This is a genomic window from Bradyrhizobium sp. BWC-3-1 (genome assembly GCF_032917965.1).
Classification (GTDB): Bacteria; Pseudomonadota; Alphaproteobacteria; order Rhizobiales; family Xanthobacteraceae; genus Bradyrhizobium; species Bradyrhizobium canariense_D.
This window is the reverse complement of record NZ_CP136625.1, coordinates 5,010,331-5,026,883: the sequence shown is the minus strand read 5'-3', so window position 1 is coordinate 5,026,883 and position 16,553 is coordinate 5,010,331. Positions and strand designations below refer to the sequence as shown.

Here is a 16,553-nt window from a genome sequence, read left to right as displayed (position 1 = left end):
AAGCACCGTACAACGAAAAAGCCCCGGACGATGCCGGGGCTTTGACGTCTGAACTTGCGTTCGGATCAGTACTTCGCGACGACCGGACCGGTCCAGTTGAAGCGGTAAACCAGCGAAGTCGAGATCGTCTGGTTCCAGCTGTTGGCGCGAATGCTCTGACCGACCGGGAGGTTACCGGCATCGAACAGGATGTCCTGGGTCTTTGCATTGTAGAAGGCCGAACGGTACTCGGTCTTCATGAACCAGCCGGGCGACTGGATGCCGAAGATGTTCAGGTTGTTCTCAACGCCGCCGCCGATGAACCAGCCATTGCGGTTGTAGCCGTTGAGGTGAACGCCGGCCGGAGCGCCAGCCAAGGTCATGAAGTTGGTGCTGCCGAAGTGGGCGCCGGAGTAACCGCCGTTGACGTAGGAGAGAACGTTCGGAGCGACCAGCCAGCCGAGGCGCACACCAGCGGCCCAGGAGTCTTCTAGCTTCTGGTTGCCGGTGATGCCGAGCAGGGGATCTTGAATGGTAGCACGGATGCTGCCGAACTGACCGTCAGCGAACACGCCGGCGACCCAGGTGCCACTGAACTGCCAGTCGTAGCCGAGACCGACGGTGCCGAACCAGCCCGAGCCACCCTGGCGCTGATCGATCGTCAGGGGAACTGCGCCAACCGTCGTCTGCACGTGCTGGTCGGCGTTCGAGAGACCGCCACCGCCACCGCCGAAGATGTAGAAGCCGGTCCAGTTGGCGACGGGAGCCGCCATCGGCGCCTTCGCGTAGGGACGGGCGCCAAGGTCAGCGGCCGAGGCCGAACCGGTCATCGCGGCAACCGCGGTCAGTGCGAGCAAAATCTTCTTCATCTTAAAAATCCCCAAGCTTTGGTCTGTCTGGCAGGCGCGAGCGCACTGAAGTCCGTGTGATCTGATGTCCCGGACTATACCTGCTTCTCTCCGAAATGCTGTTGCAGAGCAGGCACAGTCGCCGGGAAACGCCGCACGGCAGGGATTCTGGGTGCCGTCGTGGAAATGTGAAATAAGTACGCATTATCAATGCAGTACGTCGAATTTTGCGATTTGCGTTTTGGTAGCTTCTCGTTAGCGAATTCGGCTTTGTCCGAAATGGAGGCAGTCCTGCATCAGTCATGGCTCGGTGAGTCGTTGGCCGAGTCGCGGCGCGATGAGGCCGGGAATCAACGAAATCGAGGCGAACGTTGGCAGGATTGGCGGGAAAGAGCGGTTGTCATCTCCCAAAAACAAAAGAGCCCCGGGCATCATGCCGGGGCTCTGGATGGATACGACCGGGCAGCGCCTGCGGATCAGACGTCCAGCAGGTCGTCGTTGGCGAATTCGGCCTTGTCCGAGATGAACGCGAAGCGCGCTTCGGCCTTGGTGCCCATCAGGCGCTCCACCGAATCCGCCGTGGTGTCGCGGTCGTCGGCGAGCAGAACCACTTTCAACATGGTCCGCTTTGCCGGATCCATGGTGGTTTCCTTGAGCTGCGCCGGCATCATTTCGCCGAGGCCTTTGAAGCGATTGACCTCGACCTTGGCGTTGGCGTTGAACTCGCTCTTGATCAGCGCTGCCTTGTGCGCGTCATCGCGGGCGTAGACCGACTTCGTGCCGTTGGTCAGCTTGTAGAGCGGCGGCACGGCGAGGAAGAGATGGCCTTCGTCGATCAGCCGCGGCATCTGCCGGTAGAAGAAGGTGATCAGCAGTGAAGCGATGTGGGCACCGTCGACATCGGCGTCGGTCATGATGATGATGCGCTGATAGCGCAGATCCTCTTCCCGATACTGCGCGAGCATCCCGCAGCCGATCGCCTGCACGAGGTCGGCGAGCTGCGTATTCGCCGTCAGCTTGTCCTTGCCGGCGGACGCGACGTTGAGGATCTTGCCGCGCAGCGGCAGCACGGCCTGGGTCTTGCGGTCGCGCGCCTGCTTGGCGCTGCCGCCGGCCGAGTCACCCTCGACGATGAAGAGTTCTGAGCCTTCCAACCCTGCATCGCTGCAATCGGCGAGCTTGCCGGGGAGGCGCAGCTTCTTGCCGGCGGTCTTGCGCGCGGTCTCCTTCTCCTGGCGGCGGCGCAGCCGCTCCTCGGCGCGGTCGACCACGAAGTCGAGCAGCCTGTTGGCCTGGTTCGGATTGCCCGACAGCCAATGGTCGAACGGATCCTTCATCGCCTGTTCGACGATGCGCTGCGCTTCGGCGGTGGCGAGACGGTCCTTGGTCTGGCCCTGGAATTCAGGCTCGCGCACGAACACCGAGAGCATCACGGCTGCACCCACCATCACGTCTTCTGACGTAATGGACGACGCGCGCTTGCCCTGGCCGACGCGTTCGGCGTGGTCCTTGAGGCCGCGCAGCAGCGCGCTGCGCAGCCCGGATTCGTGCGTGCCGCCGTCGGGCGTCGGCACAGTGTTGGTGTAGGAAGACAGGAAGCCGTCGGCATCCGCGGTCCAGGCCACCGCCCATTCGCAGGCGCCATGCGCGCCGTTGCGGCCCGACTTGCCGGAGAAGATGTCGGGATGCACCAGCGTGTCGGCGTGGATCGCGGCGGCCAGATAGTCCTTGAGGCCACCGGGGAAGTGGAACGTCGCTTCCGCCGGCACGTCGTCGACGCCCTTAAGCAGTTCGGGCGCGCAATTCCAGCGGATCTCGACGCCGCCGAACAGATACGCCTTCGAACGCGTCATCTTGAACAGGCGCTGCGGCTTGAACGCTGCCTTGGCACCGAAGATGTCGGTGTCCGGCTTGAAGCGCACGCGGGTTCCGCGGCGGTTGTTGATCTTGCCGAGATCCTCGAGCTTGCCCTTTGGGTGGCCGCGCTCGAACGTCATGCGATAGAGTTTCTGGCTGCGCGCGACCTCGACCTCGAGCAGCGAGGAGAGGGCGTTCACCACGGAGATGCCGACGCCGTGCAGGCCGCCCGAGGTCTCGTAGACCTTGGAGTCGAACTTGCCGCCCGAGTGCAGCGTACACATGATGACTTCGAGCGCCGACTTCTTCGGGAATTTTGGATGCGGATCGACCGGGATGCCGCGGCCGTTGTCCGTGACGGTCAAAAAGCCGTCCGCGCTCAATTCGACTCCGATGAAGGTCGCATGCCCCGCGAGCGCCTCGTCCATCGAGTTGTCGATGACTTCGGCGAAGAGGTGATGCAGCGCCTTCTCGTCGGTGCCGCCGATATACATGCCGGGCCGGCGGCGCACCGGTTCCAGACCTTCGAGGACCTCGATGTCGGCTGCGGTGTAGTCGGCCTCGGCACCGCCCGCGCGCGGGGCGGCCTTGGCGGCGCGGGGCTTGGGCTCATCGCCGCCGAAAAAATCGTCTTTTGCTTTGGGCTTCAACTGCTTGGACATATATCTTTATGCGTTTTGAGGGCCGCATGAGCGGCGAATCGGTTGGGCCGACTATGCCACTTCTCGCCTGGAAAGGTTATCGCGGGGCGGGCCGGGCGGTGTGGTTGGGAACCAATCCCGGCGATTTTACGCGGCATCCCCATCAATTCCCGGCAATGTGACGGTCCGGTCCGGCTGGACTTGGCTTTGTGACTTGATGTCACACAAGTCATTGGCTTACCAGTCCTTTTCATCGAGCAGCACCTTCGGGCAGGACGGAAAGGCTATTTTTGAATGGAGCAGTTTGCGCACGGACTCGCCGATTTCGTGCGCGCTCACCAGACGTGGGCAGCTCCCATCGTGTTCGTGCTCGCATTCGGGGAGTCGCTCGCCTTCATCTCGCTGCTGATCCCGGCCTGGGGCGCGTTGGTCGCTATCGGCGCGCTGATCGGCGCGAGTGGCATCAGCTTCTATCCGGTCTGGATCGCCGGTGGCATCGGGGCGGCGCTGGGCGACTGGGTCTCTTACTGGTTCGGCTATCGCTACAAGGAGCAGGTCGCGCAGATGTGGCCGCTCTCGCGTTATCCGGAACTCCTGCCCAGAGGCGAGGCCTTCGTGCGCAGCTGGGGCGTGCCGAGCATCTTCATCGGCCGCTTCTTCGGCCCCTTGCGTGCCTCCGTGCCGCTTGCAGCCGGCATTTTCGAGATGCCCTATTGGAGCTTCCAGGCCGCCAATTTCGTCTCGGCACTGATCTGGTCGGCGGCGCTGCTGCTGTTCGGAGATGTGATCGCCAAGATCATGGAATGGATCTGGGGCGTGGTGTGACGTCGGAACCTTGACGGCGACCGCAGCTGGCCTTATAGCACCGCGCCATGATCAACGCCGCGACCATCCTGTTCGCCCGTCGCCGCCGCCGCTCTTTAGCGGTTTGGGCGGTCGATCGCGTTTGAGATCATCGTCTTTGCCGCTGGATCCGATCCGCGGCATTCTCTCTCCTGTCAGTGCGATCTGATCCGGCGGCCACCAAGGAGGCCAGCAGGAGACTACGATGTATACGCCACCCTTTTTCAAGCAGGACCGCGCCGCGAGCCTGAAATTCGCCGACACGCGCGGCTTCGGCACCATGTGCGCCTTCGACGGCCACAAGCCGATCGCCTCGCCGCTGCCGTTCTATTTGACCTATGCCGCGGACGGCACGCCGCAGGCCGCGTTTCATGTCGCCCGTCACAATCCGCTGCTAAAGCTTGCGGACGGGACGACCTCCTGGCTCCTCGCGGTCAACGGCCCCGATGCCTACGTGTCGCCGGACTGGTACGTCTCGCCGGATCAGGTGCCGACCTGGCTGTACCAGTCGGTCCATCTGACCGGGCCGGTGCGGTTGTTGTCGGATGGTGAACTGGCCGTGCAAATCGATACGCTCAGTAACAAGTTCGAAAACTGGCTGTTGCCGAAGAAGCCGTGGACGTCGGGCAAGATGACGGCCGGGCGGCTCGAGGCGATGAAGAAGGCGATCGTGGGTCTGGTCATGACGGTTGAGGAGGTCGAAGCCAGCTTCAAGCTCAACCAGCACAAGTCCGACGCCGATTATATGGCGATCGCCAATGCGCTTGGCGCGCAAGCCCATGCCGACGCCAGGGAGATCGCGCAACTGATGCAGGACGTAAGGCCGGAGGCCTTCGCATCCGAAACCAACATGCTCGAAAGGAGCGCGCCATGAGCCTCACTGAAACGACGAAAGCACCGACCACTGGCGCTGCGACAAAGCCGGCCACCGTCTTCGTCGACGGCGGCTCCGGCACCACCGGGCTTGGCATCAACGAGCGGCTGAAGCTGCAGAGCGACGTGGTCGTGAAGACGATTGCCGACGACAAGCGCAAGGATCCCGCGGCCAAGAAGGCGCTGATGGAGAAGATTGATCTGGTCATCCTCTGTCTGCCCGACGATGCTGCCAGGGAAACGGTTGCGCTCATCGACAGCATGGGGCCGTCGGGCCCGAAGGTGCTGGATGCCTCGACCGCGTACCGGGTCGCGCCCGACTGGGCCTATGGCTTTCCGGAACTGACGCCGGATCAGGCTGGCAAGATCAAGGCTGCGAAGAAGGTGTCCAATCCCGGCTGCTATCCGACCGGCGCGATCGCGCTGCTGCGACCGATCGTCGATGCCGGCCTGCTGCCGCGCGACTATCCCGTCACCATCAATGCGGTGAGCGGCTATTCCGGCGGCGGCAAGTCGATGATCGCGAGTTTCGAGGACGGCAGCGCGCCGTCCTTCGAACTCTACGGCCTCGGCTTCGAGCACAAGCATCTGCCGGAGATGCAGCTCTATTCGAACCTGACGCGGCGGCCGATCTTCATCCCGTCGGTCGGCAACTACCGGCAGGGCATGCTGGTGTCGGTGCCGCTCCAGCTCGACACGCTGCCCGGCAAGCCCAGCGGCGCCGATCTCCAGGCCGCGCTGGCAAAGCGTTACGCCGGCTCGAAATACGTCTCGGTGATGCCGCTGCAGAACGAGACGACCAAGGGTGGCAAGCTCGAGCCGGAAGGGCTCAACGAGACCAACACGCTCGAGCTCTACGTCTTCGCCAGCGACAAGTACCATCAGGCGGTGCTGGTCGCGCGGCTCGACAATCTCGGCAAAGGCGCGTCCGGCGCGGCCGTGCAGAACATGCGACTAATGCTGGGATTGCCGGAGGCGTAGGAGCAACATTCGCTGCTCGTCATGACCGGGCTTGTCCCGGGCATGACGGCCGCGAGGGGCGCTTCTCAGTACTTCGCGATGATCGGGCCGCCGAACCTGTAGTTGATGCGGGCCGTGATCAAGTCGACGTCCTGGCCAATGCGGTCGGTACGTGAGAACGTGCCGACGGGTGCCAGCACGCCGTTTGCCGTGAGGGTAACGTCGCGCCGGCCCATGAACAGATGGTCGTATTCGAGGCCGACCGACCAGTTCGGCGCAAAGCCGTATTCGATGCCGACGCCGACCGTGCCGCCCCAGCGGGTGTCGTCGGCACCGTCGAACTCGGCTCCGGCCAGACCGCCGGTTCCGATGCCGCGGTAGCGATTGCGGGTGACGGCGGCGCCGCCCTTCGCGTAAAGCAGTGCGCTGTTCCAGGCGTAGCCGATCTGGCCGGTGAACAGGCCGAAAGCATCGACACGGGTGCGGTTCGCGACGCCGAGCACGGTGCTGGCGTTCCGGCCGGAGAGGTCCGCCCAGTCGCCCTGCGCTTCGAGGCCGAATACGAAGGCGCTGCTCTGCCAGCGATAACCGATCTGGCCGCCGGCGACGGCGCCCGTCGCGTCATGGCAGCCTTCCGCAACGCCGGCCGCGAAACCAACCGTCTGGTCCCAGCAATTGCGTGACGAGCCATATCCGCCGTTGGCGCCGATGTAGAAGCCGCTCCAATCATAGATCGCGGCGATCATCGGCGGCGCCTTGGTGTAGGGACGGGCGGCGAGATCTGCGGCGTTAGCCTGGGTCGCGACGGCAACGAGCGACAACGCGCCGACGGCGGATGCAATCTTCCAATTCATGTCTGCCCCGAATCAATCAATTGCGATGGGCAAATATACCTCTGGATGTGCGATCCATCGTGTCAGCCCAAGAGGGCATTGCTGCTTTTTTCCGCACTGTCGTCATTCGGCAACACCGGCAGCCGCGATAGGCCTTCGAGATTTCACCCGTTCGTTGCAGGCGCCAACCCAACCGGGGCCGATCAGAGCACCTTGAAGATCGCGAGCGCCAGCACGGCTTGGGCGAGAAAACCGACGGTGAAGGCGAGGGTGCGGAAGACGGGAATACCCATCGCATAGACGATCAGATGCGCAACGCGCGACCAGAAATAGACGGCGCAGGCAAGCACCGTCCACTTCGAGGAGTAGTCGATCGCATTCAGGATCAGCACCAGCGGCGCGAACAGCACGAGGTTCTCGACGGCGTTGTCATGCGCGAACATCAGGCGGTTCGCCCATTCCGACTGCGGCTTGTCGGTGCGCGAGGGATTGGCCATCGCACCACCAAGCCCGCGAATCTGGCAGCGGTTGATGGTGTAGGGAATCCAGAGGATTCCAGTCAGGACCACCGTCAGTGTCAGCCAGAACAATTCACGCGTCATAACCCGGTCCCCTCATCAATTTCTGCTGCAGGCATGGAGCTTATACGAAAGCGCGAAAGATTCTGCTATGCGCGAACCCTGACATAGCTGCCGGGTGCGTCCTCGATCGGGGGAAACGCCTCGCTGCCGACCGTGCGGGCCGGGACTTCCTCGGGATCGAGTGCGCCCAGCCATTGCCGCCAGTCCGGCCACCAGGAGCCCTTGTGCTCGACCGCGCCCTTCATCCACTCGGCGACGTTGGCGGACTTCACGTTGTCGTTGGTCCAGTACTGGTATTTGTTCGAGGCGGGCGGATTGACCACGCCGGCGATGTGGCCCGAGCCGGACAGCACGTATTTCACCGGGCCGCCGAAGAACTGGGAGCCGTACAGCACCGATTCAGCCGGCGCGATATGGTCCTCGCGGGTTGCGAGATTGTAGATCGGCACCATGACCTTGGAGAGATCGAGCAAGGTGTTGTCCAGCACCAACGTGCCGGTGGAGAGCCGGTTCTCAAGGTAGCAATTGCGCAGGTAGTACGAATGGTTCGACGCGGTCATGCGGGTCGCGTCCGAATTCCAGTGCAGCAGGTCGAACGCGCTCGGCTGCTGGCCTTTGAGGTAATTGCTGACGACATAGGACCAGATCAAATCGTTGGAGCGCAGCATGTTGAAGGCCATCGCCATCTTCGAGCCTTCGAGCACGCCCGCCGCCTTCATGTCCTGCTCGAGGGATGCGATCTGCTCCTCGTCGACGAACACGAGCAAATCACCGGCATGGGTGAAGTCGACCTGTGCCGCGAAGAACGTCGCGGACGCCACGCGCTGGCGGCGCTTCTCGGCGAGCCAGGCCAGCGTGGTCGCGAGCATGGTGCCGCCGACGCAATAGCCGGCGGTGTGCACCTTCATCTCGCCGGTGACCTTCTCGATCACGTCCATCGCCGTGAGCGGGCCTTCCTTCATGTAGTCTTCCCAGCTCTTGGCGCCGAGGCGTTTGTCGGGATTGACCCATGAGATCACGAACACGGTGATGCCCTGATCGACGCACCATTTGATGTAGGATTTCTCCGGCTTGAGATCGAGGATGTAGAATTTGTTGATCCAGGGCGGGATGATCAGGAGCGGCGTGCGCAGCACCTTCTCCGTCGCCGGCGCATACTGGATCAGCTGCATCATCTCGTTCTGGTAGATCACCTTGCCCGGCGTCGTCGCCATGTTCACGCCGACGAGGAGATTGTCCGGATCGGACTGACGGATCTTCAGCGTGCCCTTGCCGGCGGCGATGTCCTCGGCCAGCATCTTCAGGCCGCGCGCGAGATTTTCGCCGCTGCTGGCCACCGTCGCGCGCAGCACTTCCGGATTGGTCAGCACGAAGTTGGAGGGCGATATCGCGTTGGTGACTTGCTGGACGTAGAACTCGGCCTTGCGGCGGGTCTGCGGATCGAGGCCCTCGGCTTCGCGCACAAGCTCCTGCGCAAATTTGGTCGTGAGCAGATAGAGCTGCATCATGAAGTCGAAGAACTGGTTCGACTTCCATTCCGGATCGGCAAAGCGCTTGTCGCGCGGCGAGGGTGCGATCGCGGGCGGTGCGTCCTGACCGGCCATGCGGCGCGCCGCCGAGCCCCAGAGGTCAAGATAGTCCTTGGCGAGCTTGGTCTGGAGTGCGGAGGCCCGCGACGTATCCGACAGCCAGTATTCGGCGACGGCGGTGAAGGTCTTGATGACCTCGGTAAGCTCCGCCGGCGGACGATCCTGCACCTCGCCGCTCTCGCGCGGCTTCAGGTACGCGGCAAGCGCCTTGCCGCCGCTTTCCATCGCCCGCGCGACATTCATCGCGAAGGCTTCCGCATCGAACTTCGTCTCGGGTTTGGGCGTATCGGTGGTGGCCATACTCATGAGGAGAACAGTAACGATTCATTCCGTATTCGTCACCGCGAAGCTCGCATGTTTGGCGTTAAACACTCTCGAAGATGTGTTGCAGTGCGACAAATTTTCTTGGTTCCGTCACAATCGAGCCGCACCGCTCGGCTTGATGGACTGGGGCTATTTTCTCGCTCGCACCATTTGGGCAGCAATGGTTTGAGCTTGGGCGCGGACTTGGGTAAGGTTGCCCGGGGCCGTGCTTTGGGACGAAGTGGGGATTTCCCTAGTGTTGGCGTTGAGGGACCTGCAAAAGTGGCGGCGGATCTGTGGCGCGCTGCTGATGGCGACGCTCGCCCTGGGCGGCTGCTCGAGCCAGCTCGCGGATATGACGCCTTCCGATGCTCAAGCGCATCCCAGAGAGGCCGGTAGCTATCTGCCGGTGCACGATCTGCCGCCGGATCGCGATCAGGCCGTCATGCCGCCGGACCAACGCGCCAAGATCGAGGCCGAACTTGCTGCCGCGCGCGACCGTCAGGCGGTTGCCACCAAGGACGCGAAATAGGGCGCCGCAAGGTAATCGCTGGCGCCTCCGCCTCGCCGTGCTAAAAGACCTTAGTTCAGCCGAGAGTCGGGGCGAACGACTTCAGTCAACATCGTCGATGATTGCTCTAAGTATTTGATCTTGAGTAATTTTCGCGAGAGATGCGGGCGCCTTCCGCCTGGTCTTCATGGCCTGTCGATTCTGTCCTGACCGGTTGCCCGGAGCTGAGAGAGCCATGGAAGAATTTTACCGCATCCGCCGCCTTCCGCCTTACGTGTTCGAACAGGTCAACCGGGCCAAGGCAGCTGCGCGGAACGCCGGCGCCGACATCATCGACCTCGGCATGGGCAATCCGGACCTGCCGGCGCCAGCGCACGTGCTGGAGAAGCTGAAGGAGACGCTGGGCAAGCCGCGCACCGACCGCTACTCGGCCTCCCGCGGCATCCCCGGGCTGCGCCGGGCCCAGGCCGGCTACTACGCCCGCCGCTTCGGCGTGAAGCTCAACCCCGACACCCAGGTGGTGGCGACGCTCGGCTCCAAGGAGGGCTTTGCCAACGTGGCGCAGGCGATCACCGCGCCCGGCGACGTCATCCTTTGTCCCAATCCGAGCTACCCGATTCACGCCTTCGGCTTCTTGATGGCGGGCGGCGTGATCCGTTCGGTGCCCTCGGAGCCCACGCCGCAATTCTTCGAGGCTGTCGAGCGGGCGATCGTGCATTCGATCCCGAAGCCGCTGGCGCTCGTGGTCTGCTATCCTTCGAACCCGACCGCCTACGTCGCGAGCCTCGACTTCTACAAGGACCTGGTCGCGTTCGCGAAGAAGCACGAGATCCTGATCCTGTCGGATCTCGCTTATGCCGAGGTTTATTTCGACGAAAGCAACCCGCCGCCCTCGGTGCTCCAGGTGCCGGGCGCGATGGACGTTGCCGTCGAGTTCACCTCGATGTCGAAGACCTATTCGATGGCTGGCTGGCGTATGGGCTTCGCGGTCGGCAACGAGCGCGTGATTGCGGCACTCGGCCGCGTCAAATCCTATCTCGACTACGGTGCGTTCACGCCGATCCAGGTCGCAGCGACCGCCGCGCTGAACGGACCGGACGATTGCATCAAGGAGATGCGCGACACCTACCGCAAGCGGCGCGACGCGCTGGTGGAATCGTTCGGCCGTGCCGGCTGGGAGATCCCGCCGCCGGAAGCATCGATGTTCGCCTGGGTGCCGCTGCCGGAAGCCTTCCGCAGCGTCGGCAGCATGCAGTTCGCGACCCTGATGGTGGAGAAATCCGGTGTCGCGGTCTCGCCCGGCGTCGGCTTCGGCGAGCATGGCGAAGGATATGTCCGCATCGCCATGGTGGAAAACGAGCAACGGATCAGGCAGGCCGCGCGTGGCGTGCGCCGCTTCCTTGAAAGCGGCATCGAAACGTTGCACAACGTCGTTCCGCTCGCCACTCGGCGTTAAGTTCTCTTCCGCAGGTTTTCCAAGGCATCATGGTTGCACCCCTGAAAGTGGGCATAGCGGGGCTCGGCACCGTGGGCGCCGAAGTTGTCCGTCTGATCGAAACGCAGGCGCGGGTGCTTGCCGGCCGCAGCGGCCGTGGCATCCGTGTCGTCGCCGTCACCGCACGCTCGAAGGCGAAGAAGCGCGGCGTCGATCTGCGCGGCATCGAATGGGTCAAGGATCCGCTTGCCCTCGCCACGCATCCGGGCATCGACTGCTTCGTCGAGCTGATGGGCGGCGCGGGCGATCCCGCGCTGGCGGCGGTCGAGGCCGCGCTCGCCGCCGGCAAGTCCGTCGTCACCGCCAACAAGGCGTTGCTGGCAAAGCACGGCCTCAAGCTGGCAAAGGCCGCCGAAAAGCACGGCGGCGCGCTGAATTTCGAGGCAGCCGTCGGCGCTGCGATCCCTGTCATCAAGACGTTACGCGAAGGTCTTGCCGGAACCGGCATCAACCGGGTCTACGGCATCCTCAACGGCACCTGCAATTACATCCTGACCCGGATGGAGCAGGAGGGCCTGTCCTTCGCCGAATGCCTGAAGGACGCGCAACGGCTCGGCTATGCCGAGGCCGATCCGTCATTCGACGTCGACGGCCACGATACCGCGCAAAAGCTCGCCATTCTCGCCAGCCTCGCTTTCGGCACGAAAGTTGCTCAAAGCGCGGTGTATGTCGAAGGTATCTCCTCCATCGCGCCGGAAGATCTCCGTGCCGCTGACGATCTCGGTTACCGGCTCAAGCTGCTCGGCGTCGCGGTTCGCACCGCCACGGGCATCGAGCAGCGCGTGCATCCGACCATGGTTCCGAAATCCTCCTCGATAGCGCAGGTGATGGGTGTCACCAACGCGGTCACGATCGATGGCGAGGGCATCCCGCCGATCACGCTGGTCGGCCCCGGTGCCGGTGGCGCCGCGACCGCATCCGCCGTCGTCGCCGACATCGCCGACGTTGCGCGCGGCATTCGCGCCAATCCGTTCGGCCGGCCGATTTCGCAGCTGCGCGACACCAAGAAGGCGCCGATGGAGCGCCACGAGGGCGGCTACTACATCCGCCTTCTGGCACGCGATTTCCCGGGCACCGCGGCTGCGATCGCGACCCGGCTCGCGGAGCAGAAGATTTCAATCGAGTCGATCGTGCAGCGCCATCCCAATGGCGGCGCTGCGCCGGCAGACGGCAAGGCGGTCCCGGTGCCTGTCATTCTCATCACCTATGCCACGCATGAGGACGCCGTGCGCCGTGCGCTCGCGGCCGTGCAGAAGGACAAGGTGATCAGCGGACGGCCGCAGGTCATCAGGATCGAGAAGAACTGACACGGTTCGAACGAACTGTGGGTGTTACGAGTTGATGCGGCGGAGATGTCCGTCCAAAACTGTTTCGAAGGAGTGAGCCGATGTCGACCCATATTTCAGTCCCGCCGCAAGCATTGCTCGAGCGCATTCTCACGCTGGAGATCGTGCGTGTGACGGAGCGGGCGGCGGTGTCTTCGGCGCGTCTGCGCGGGCACGGCAACGAGAAGGCGGCCGACCAGGCCGCGGTGGACGCGATGCGGCGCGAGCTCAACAAGCTGCCGATCGAGGGCACCATCGTCATCGGCGAGGGCGAGCGCGACGAGGCGCCGATGCTCTTCATCGGCGAGAAGGTCGGCATGAACGCCGGCCCGCAGGTCGACATCGCCGTCGATCCGCTTGAAGGCACCACGCTGTGCGCCAAGAACATGCCGGGCTCGATTGCCACCATGGCGATGGCCGACGGCGGCACGCTGCTGCACGCCCCCGACGTCTATATGCAGAAGCTCGCGATCGGTCCCGGTTACGACAAGGGCGTCGTCGAGCTCGATGCGACACCGGCCGAAAACGTCCGCCGGCTCGCCAAGGCCAAGGGCGTCAAGCCCGACGGCATCACCGTTCTCGTGCTCGACCGGCCACGCCATGCCAGCATCATCGAGAGCGTGCGATCGACTGGCGCCGCCGTGCGCCTGATCACTGACGGCGACGTCGCCGGCGTGATCCACTGCGCCGACCCCGACAATACCGGCGTCGACATGTATCTCGGCACCGGCGGCGCGCCGGAAGGCGTGCTCGCGGCCGTGGCGCTGCGCTGCATTGGCGGCCAGATGCAGTGCCGTCTCATCCTCGACTCCGACGAGAAGCGCGAGCGCGCCGCCAAGATGGGCGTCAGCGATCCCAAGATGATCTACGGCATCGAGGACATGGCGCGCGGCGACTGCCTGTTCGCAGCCACCGGCGTCACCACGGGCTCGCTGCTGTCGGGCGTCAAATTCCGCAAGGACGGCGTGATCGAGACCGAGACGGTGGTGATGCGCTCCGTCACCGGCACCGTGCGCTACATCAAGGCCGAGCACCGCGAGCTGGCGAAATTCCACCTCGACTGACGACTGCCGTCATTCAGGACGGCGCTGACAGCGTCGAGGCCGGAATCTCGTGCCAATAACCTCTGGATTCTGGGGCCGCTCTGACGAGAGTCCCCGAATGACGAACAACAAAAAGAGGAAGCGCACATGTCCGACCTCTCCGCCGTCAAAGCCCTGGTCTTCGACGTGTTCGGCACCGTCGTCGACTGGCGCACCAGCCTGATCACCGACTTCATCTGGTGGGCGAAGGGCCGCGGCATCAGCGCCGACTGGACCGCCTTGGTCGACGGCTGGCGCGGCATGTACATGGCTTCGATGGATGACGTGCGCAAACATCCCGAGCGCGGCTACGTCATGCTCGATGATCTGCATCGCCGCTCGCTCGAAAAACTGGTCGCGCAATTTTCGATTCCGAGCCTGACCGAGGCCGATCTCGATCACCTCACCAAGGGGTGGCACCGCTTGCACCCGTGGCCCGACAGCGTCGCCGGCCTGACCCGACTGAAGACGAAATTCGTGATCTCGCCGCTGTCGAACGGCAATGTCGCGCTGCTCACCAACATGGCGAAGTTCGCAGGGCTTCCCTGGGACCTCATCATGTCGGCCGAGCTGTTCGAGCACTACAAGCCCGATCCCGAAACCTATCTCGGCGCCGCGCGCCTGCTCGGCCTCAAGCCGGAGCAGGTGATGATGGTCGCGGCCCACAACGGCGATCTCGCCGCCGCGCAGAAGAACGGGCTGAAGACGGCCTTCGTGGCGCGGCCGACCGAATACGGTCCGCTTCAGAAGGTCGATTTCCAGGCCACCGGCAATTGGGACATCGTCGCCAAGGATTTTGGTGGGATCGCCGACAAGCTCGGGTGCTAGGGCGGCTGACGCTCATCCGAGGCGGACGAGGCCCGGAATGCTGAACATATGGGCCAAGGCTCAGCCTCGCAGGACGTTCCACGGGGCGAAGGCGTTGTTGACGCCCTCGAGCGCCGGTCCGAGTTGCGGCATATGCCGCAGCAGCACCGATTTCATTCCGTGTTGTGGATCCAGTCCAGACCGAAATTGGTGTAGACTTCCGCCCGGTAGTCATCGGTGAAGAACCGGTCGCTCTTGAGGCGCCGCGATGCCATCAGGATGAAAATGCGGAAGGCGGTATCGCTGAAGCCAAAACCGTCCGGCAGGTCTTCGGCCAATAATCCGACCATCAGATCAACGCGATCGACGTCGCCCTTGTAGATCGAGCGCATCTTCCTGGCCGCGCCGGGGATGCTGGTGATTTCCTCGAATGTGTTGACCCGCTTCTTGCCGACCAGTTCGCGGAACCGGTTGTAGCGCGGCACGCCGCGCTCGCGATCACGCATGATATCGATCGCGGCCACGTCGAGCAGCGGCTGGCCGTCTTTCGTGAACCGGCGCAGGAAGTTGGGAAAATTGTGGAGGCGAATGGCGCCGGGATGAGCGGTGCCGAACGAGTACAGCAGGTTGGCGAAGCCGTGAGTCTGCATGAACTTGCGGGAGGCGGGGCCCTGCATATGGACGAGATTGCTAGGGGTAACCTCTGTGGTATCGAGCCGCCGTACATCAAGGTTTTCCGGGATCAACGGGTGCAGGCGGTACACGGCGGTGAATTCCTCCGTCATCGCGTAAGGCGCGCTGTGCTGATCCGTCGGAGAGCCGACGATACCAAAGGCGGCTTCGCTGTTCTTGCCGAGCACCGCGCGCAGCACCCGGCACGGGATCCCCGACCAGTTGGCGTGCATGCTGAAGTCCAGTGCGGGATGGCCGAGGATGCCTGGCGTCCATTCGACGGTGTGGATCTTGGCGATCAGGGCCGCGTTGATCAGGCGCGCATGCTGGAATAGCGCCTCGTCCTTCCAGGTCGGATACCGCGCCTTCAAGCCGTCGCAGATGACATTGTGCTCGCGTGCGAAGAGGTTGTGCAGCAGGCTGAGCCCCACCCACCAATTGTCGTTGAAGCCGGTGAGATCGGCGCCGGGATGCACCGGATCGGCTGGAAGCATCCCATCATCGCCGACCGCGATCTTCCCATCTGCCCCGGAACGGATCTGCATCTGCCTTGCGCGGTCGCTGCCGTAGATTTGTCCGGCGTCCCACCAGTGCGAGTTGAGGTTGCGGAACGTGGGGGTCGCGCCGAGCCATGGTTCACGTGGCGTCTCGTCGCAAACGGTCCGACGGATCTTCATGCAGTCGTCGATCCGCTCATCCGCAGGCCATTCGTCGTTTGGCGTCAGCGGAATTTTGAACTCGTTTCCCGACTTAGGGGCCCCATGGCTGAACCAATTATGCGTTTCGAACTGGATCCAGGCGGCGGCCAGCAGATTGAGGCTGGTCGCCGGAATAAATTCGTGGCGCGCCAGCAATTCCTCCGAGATCACGCGCGGACTGGGTTCGAGCAAATCGTCCAGGCTGTCCGGTACGCATTCGGACAGCGCGAAGTTACGTCCGAACCGGGCGCCAGCCATCCCCATGCGCGGATGGTCGAGGCTGTTGAACGAGCCGTCGGCGGAACGCCACCGGTCATTGCCCGTGTTCCAGCGAGGCGATGTCGTGCCGTAGCCGGTATGGTGCAGATTGCGCTCCCGCAGCCGGTCGCGGAACGCCGAGAGATTGGCGGCTCCGAGCAGGGTCGGCAGTTTGTCCCATGTGACAAAGAAGTTGACGGCCCGATAGATAACATCCGGGACCCATTGGAGCAGGTCGCGATGGAAGACAAAACCATCGTTCTCGCGGGACATTGACGCTCCCAAACGCAATTGAGCGAAATGAACTTAACTTGCAACTAGGAAGTAATGTTCGCCAACGCCGCCGGAGGCATCACGAATTTGAAGTTCTTTACCGGCCAGTCGGACGGCGGTGATCG

General features: G+C 63.4%; 14 protein-coding genes. 8 read left to right on the top strand and 6 right to left on the bottom strand.

Annotated elements, in window-relative coordinates; all coding sequences use genetic code 11:
- Positions 1-65 precede the first annotated feature (65 nt).
- Positions 66-848, bottom strand: coding sequence for an outer membrane protein (locus RX329_RS24450; RefSeq protein ID WP_085353490.1), 783 nt, complete (start codon positions 846-848; stop codon positions 66-68).
- Between the two features lie 455 nt (positions 849-1,303).
- Positions 1,304-3,346, bottom strand: coding sequence for a DNA topoisomerase IV subunit B (gene parE, locus RX329_RS24445; protein ID WP_018454437.1), 2,043 nt, complete (start codon positions 3,344-3,346; stop codon positions 1,304-1,306).
- A gap of 273 nt (positions 3,347-3,619) precedes the next feature.
- Between parE and RX329_RS24440 the strand changes: the two genes are divergently transcribed.
- The 3 genes from RX329_RS24440 to argC all read left to right on the top strand — a co-directional run bounded on the left by RX329_RS24440 (position 3,620) and on the right by argC (position 6,022).
- Complete coding sequence (locus RX329_RS24440) at positions 3,620-4,150, top strand: DedA family protein (RefSeq protein WP_018454436.1); 531 nt, start codon at positions 3,620-3,622, stop codon at positions 4,148-4,150.
- Between the two features lie 223 nt (positions 4,151-4,373).
- Positions 4,374-5,042 carry an FMN-binding negative transcriptional regulator gene (locus RX329_RS24435; RefSeq protein WP_085353489.1) on the top strand — a complete coding sequence of 223 codons (669 nt, stop codon included), beginning with the start codon at positions 4,374-4,376 and terminating at the stop codon, positions 5,040-5,042.
- Entirely contained in the window at positions 5,039-6,022 is a 984-nt protein-coding gene (argC, locus tag RX329_RS24430) for an N-acetyl-gamma-glutamyl-phosphate reductase (RefSeq protein WP_085358768.1), read from the top strand. Before RX329_RS24435 ends, argC begins: the two co-directional genes overlap by 4 nt.
- 65 nt (positions 6,023-6,087) lie before the next feature.
- On the opposite strand, the gene RX329_RS24425 is transcribed toward argC, so the two are convergent.
- The 3 genes from RX329_RS24425 to RX329_RS24415 form a co-directional block, all read right to left on the bottom strand.
- Positions 6,088-6,855, bottom strand: a complete 768-nt coding sequence (locus tag RX329_RS24425) for an outer membrane protein (RefSeq protein WP_018454433.1) — start codon at positions 6,853-6,855, stop codon at positions 6,088-6,090.
- 182 nt (positions 6,856-7,037) lie between these two features.
- Positions 7,038-7,436 (bottom strand): MAPEG family protein, encoded by a 399-nt coding sequence (locus tag RX329_RS24420; RefSeq protein WP_018454432.1) that lies wholly within the window; start codon positions 7,434-7,436, stop codon positions 7,038-7,040.
- A gap of 65 nt (positions 7,437-7,501) precedes the next feature.
- Complete coding sequence (locus RX329_RS24415; protein ID WP_085385278.1) at positions 7,502-9,310, bottom strand: PHA/PHB synthase family protein; 1,809 nt, start codon at positions 9,308-9,310, stop codon at positions 7,502-7,504.
- Between the two features lie 253 nt (positions 9,311-9,563).
- On the opposite strand from RX329_RS24415, the gene RX329_RS24410 reads away from it, so the two are divergent.
- From RX329_RS24410 to RX329_RS24390, 5 genes are all read left to right on the top strand, one after another.
- The gene (locus RX329_RS24410) at positions 9,564-9,839 is read left to right on the top strand and encodes a hypothetical protein (RefSeq protein WP_085353486.1); all 276 of its coding nucleotides are present in this window, start codon (positions 9,564-9,566) and stop codon (positions 9,837-9,839) included.
- Between the two features lie 214 nt (positions 9,840-10,053).
- Entirely contained in the window at positions 10,054-11,274 is a 1,221-nt protein-coding gene (locus RX329_RS24405; protein ID WP_018454429.1) for an LL-diaminopimelate aminotransferase, read from the top strand.
- Positions 11,275-11,303: 29 nt separating this feature from the next.
- Positions 11,304-12,620 carry a homoserine dehydrogenase gene (locus tag RX329_RS24400; RefSeq protein WP_085353485.1) on the top strand — a complete coding sequence of 439 codons (1,317 nt, stop codon included), beginning with the start codon at positions 11,304-11,306 and terminating at the stop codon, positions 12,618-12,620.
- An 80-nt stretch (positions 12,621-12,700) separates the two neighbouring features.
- Entirely contained in the window at positions 12,701-13,702 is a 1,002-nt protein-coding gene (gene glpX, locus RX329_RS24395; protein WP_018454427.1) for a class II fructose-bisphosphatase, read from the top strand.
- A 126-nt stretch (positions 13,703-13,828) separates the two neighbouring features.
- Positions 13,829-14,548, top strand: a complete 720-nt coding sequence (locus tag RX329_RS24390) for a haloacid dehalogenase type II (RefSeq protein WP_085353484.1) — start codon at positions 13,829-13,831, stop codon at positions 14,546-14,548.
- A gap of 152 nt (positions 14,549-14,700) precedes the next feature.
- Here the strand turns inward: RX329_RS24390 and RX329_RS24385 are convergent, their stop codons facing one another.
- Positions 14,701-16,428, bottom strand: a complete 1,728-nt coding sequence (locus RX329_RS24385) for a peroxidase family protein (RefSeq protein WP_317244420.1) — start codon at positions 16,426-16,428, stop codon at positions 14,701-14,703.
- Positions 16,429-16,553: the final 125 nt, after the last annotated feature.

Coding starts and splice junctions, on each gene's coding strand:
- RX329_RS24450 (WP_085353490.1), bottom strand. CDS start 848: ATGAAGAAGATTTTGCTCGCACTGACCGCGGTTGCCGCGATGACCGGT.
- parE (WP_018454437.1), bottom strand. CDS start 3,346: ATGTCCAAGCAGTTGAAGCCCAAAGCAAAAGACGATTTTTTCGGCGGC.
- RX329_RS24440 (WP_018454436.1), top strand. CDS start 3,620: ATGGAGCAGTTTGCGCACGGACTCGCCGATTTCGTGCGCGCTCACCAG.
- RX329_RS24435 (WP_085353489.1), top strand. CDS start 4,374: ATGTATACGCCACCCTTTTTCAAGCAGGACCGCGCCGCGAGCCTGAAA.
- argC (WP_085358768.1), top strand. CDS start 5,039: ATGAGCCTCACTGAAACGACGAAAGCACCGACCACTGGCGCTGCGACA.
- RX329_RS24425 (WP_018454433.1), bottom strand. CDS start 6,855: ATGAATTGGAAGATTGCATCCGCCGTCGGCGCGTTGTCGCTCGTTGCC.
- RX329_RS24420 (WP_018454432.1), bottom strand. CDS start 7,436: ATGACGCGTGAATTGTTCTGGCTGACACTGACGGTGGTCCTGACTGGA.
- RX329_RS24415 (WP_085385278.1), bottom strand. CDS start 9,310: ATGAGTATGGCCACCACCGATACGCCCAAACCCGAGACGAAGTTCGAT.
- RX329_RS24405 (WP_018454429.1), top strand. CDS start 10,054: ATGGAAGAATTTTACCGCATCCGCCGCCTTCCGCCTTACGTGTTCGAA.
- RX329_RS24400 (WP_085353485.1), top strand. CDS start 11,304: ATGGTTGCACCCCTGAAAGTGGGCATAGCGGGGCTCGGCACCGTGGGC.
- glpX (WP_018454427.1), top strand. CDS start 12,701: ATGTCGACCCATATTTCAGTCCCGCCGCAAGCATTGCTCGAGCGCATT.
- RX329_RS24390 (WP_085353484.1), top strand. CDS start 13,829: ATGTCCGACCTCTCCGCCGTCAAAGCCCTGGTCTTCGACGTGTTCGGC.
- RX329_RS24385 (WP_317244420.1), bottom strand. CDS start 16,428: ATGTCCCGCGAGAACGATGGTTTTGTCTTCCATCGCGACCTGCTCCAA.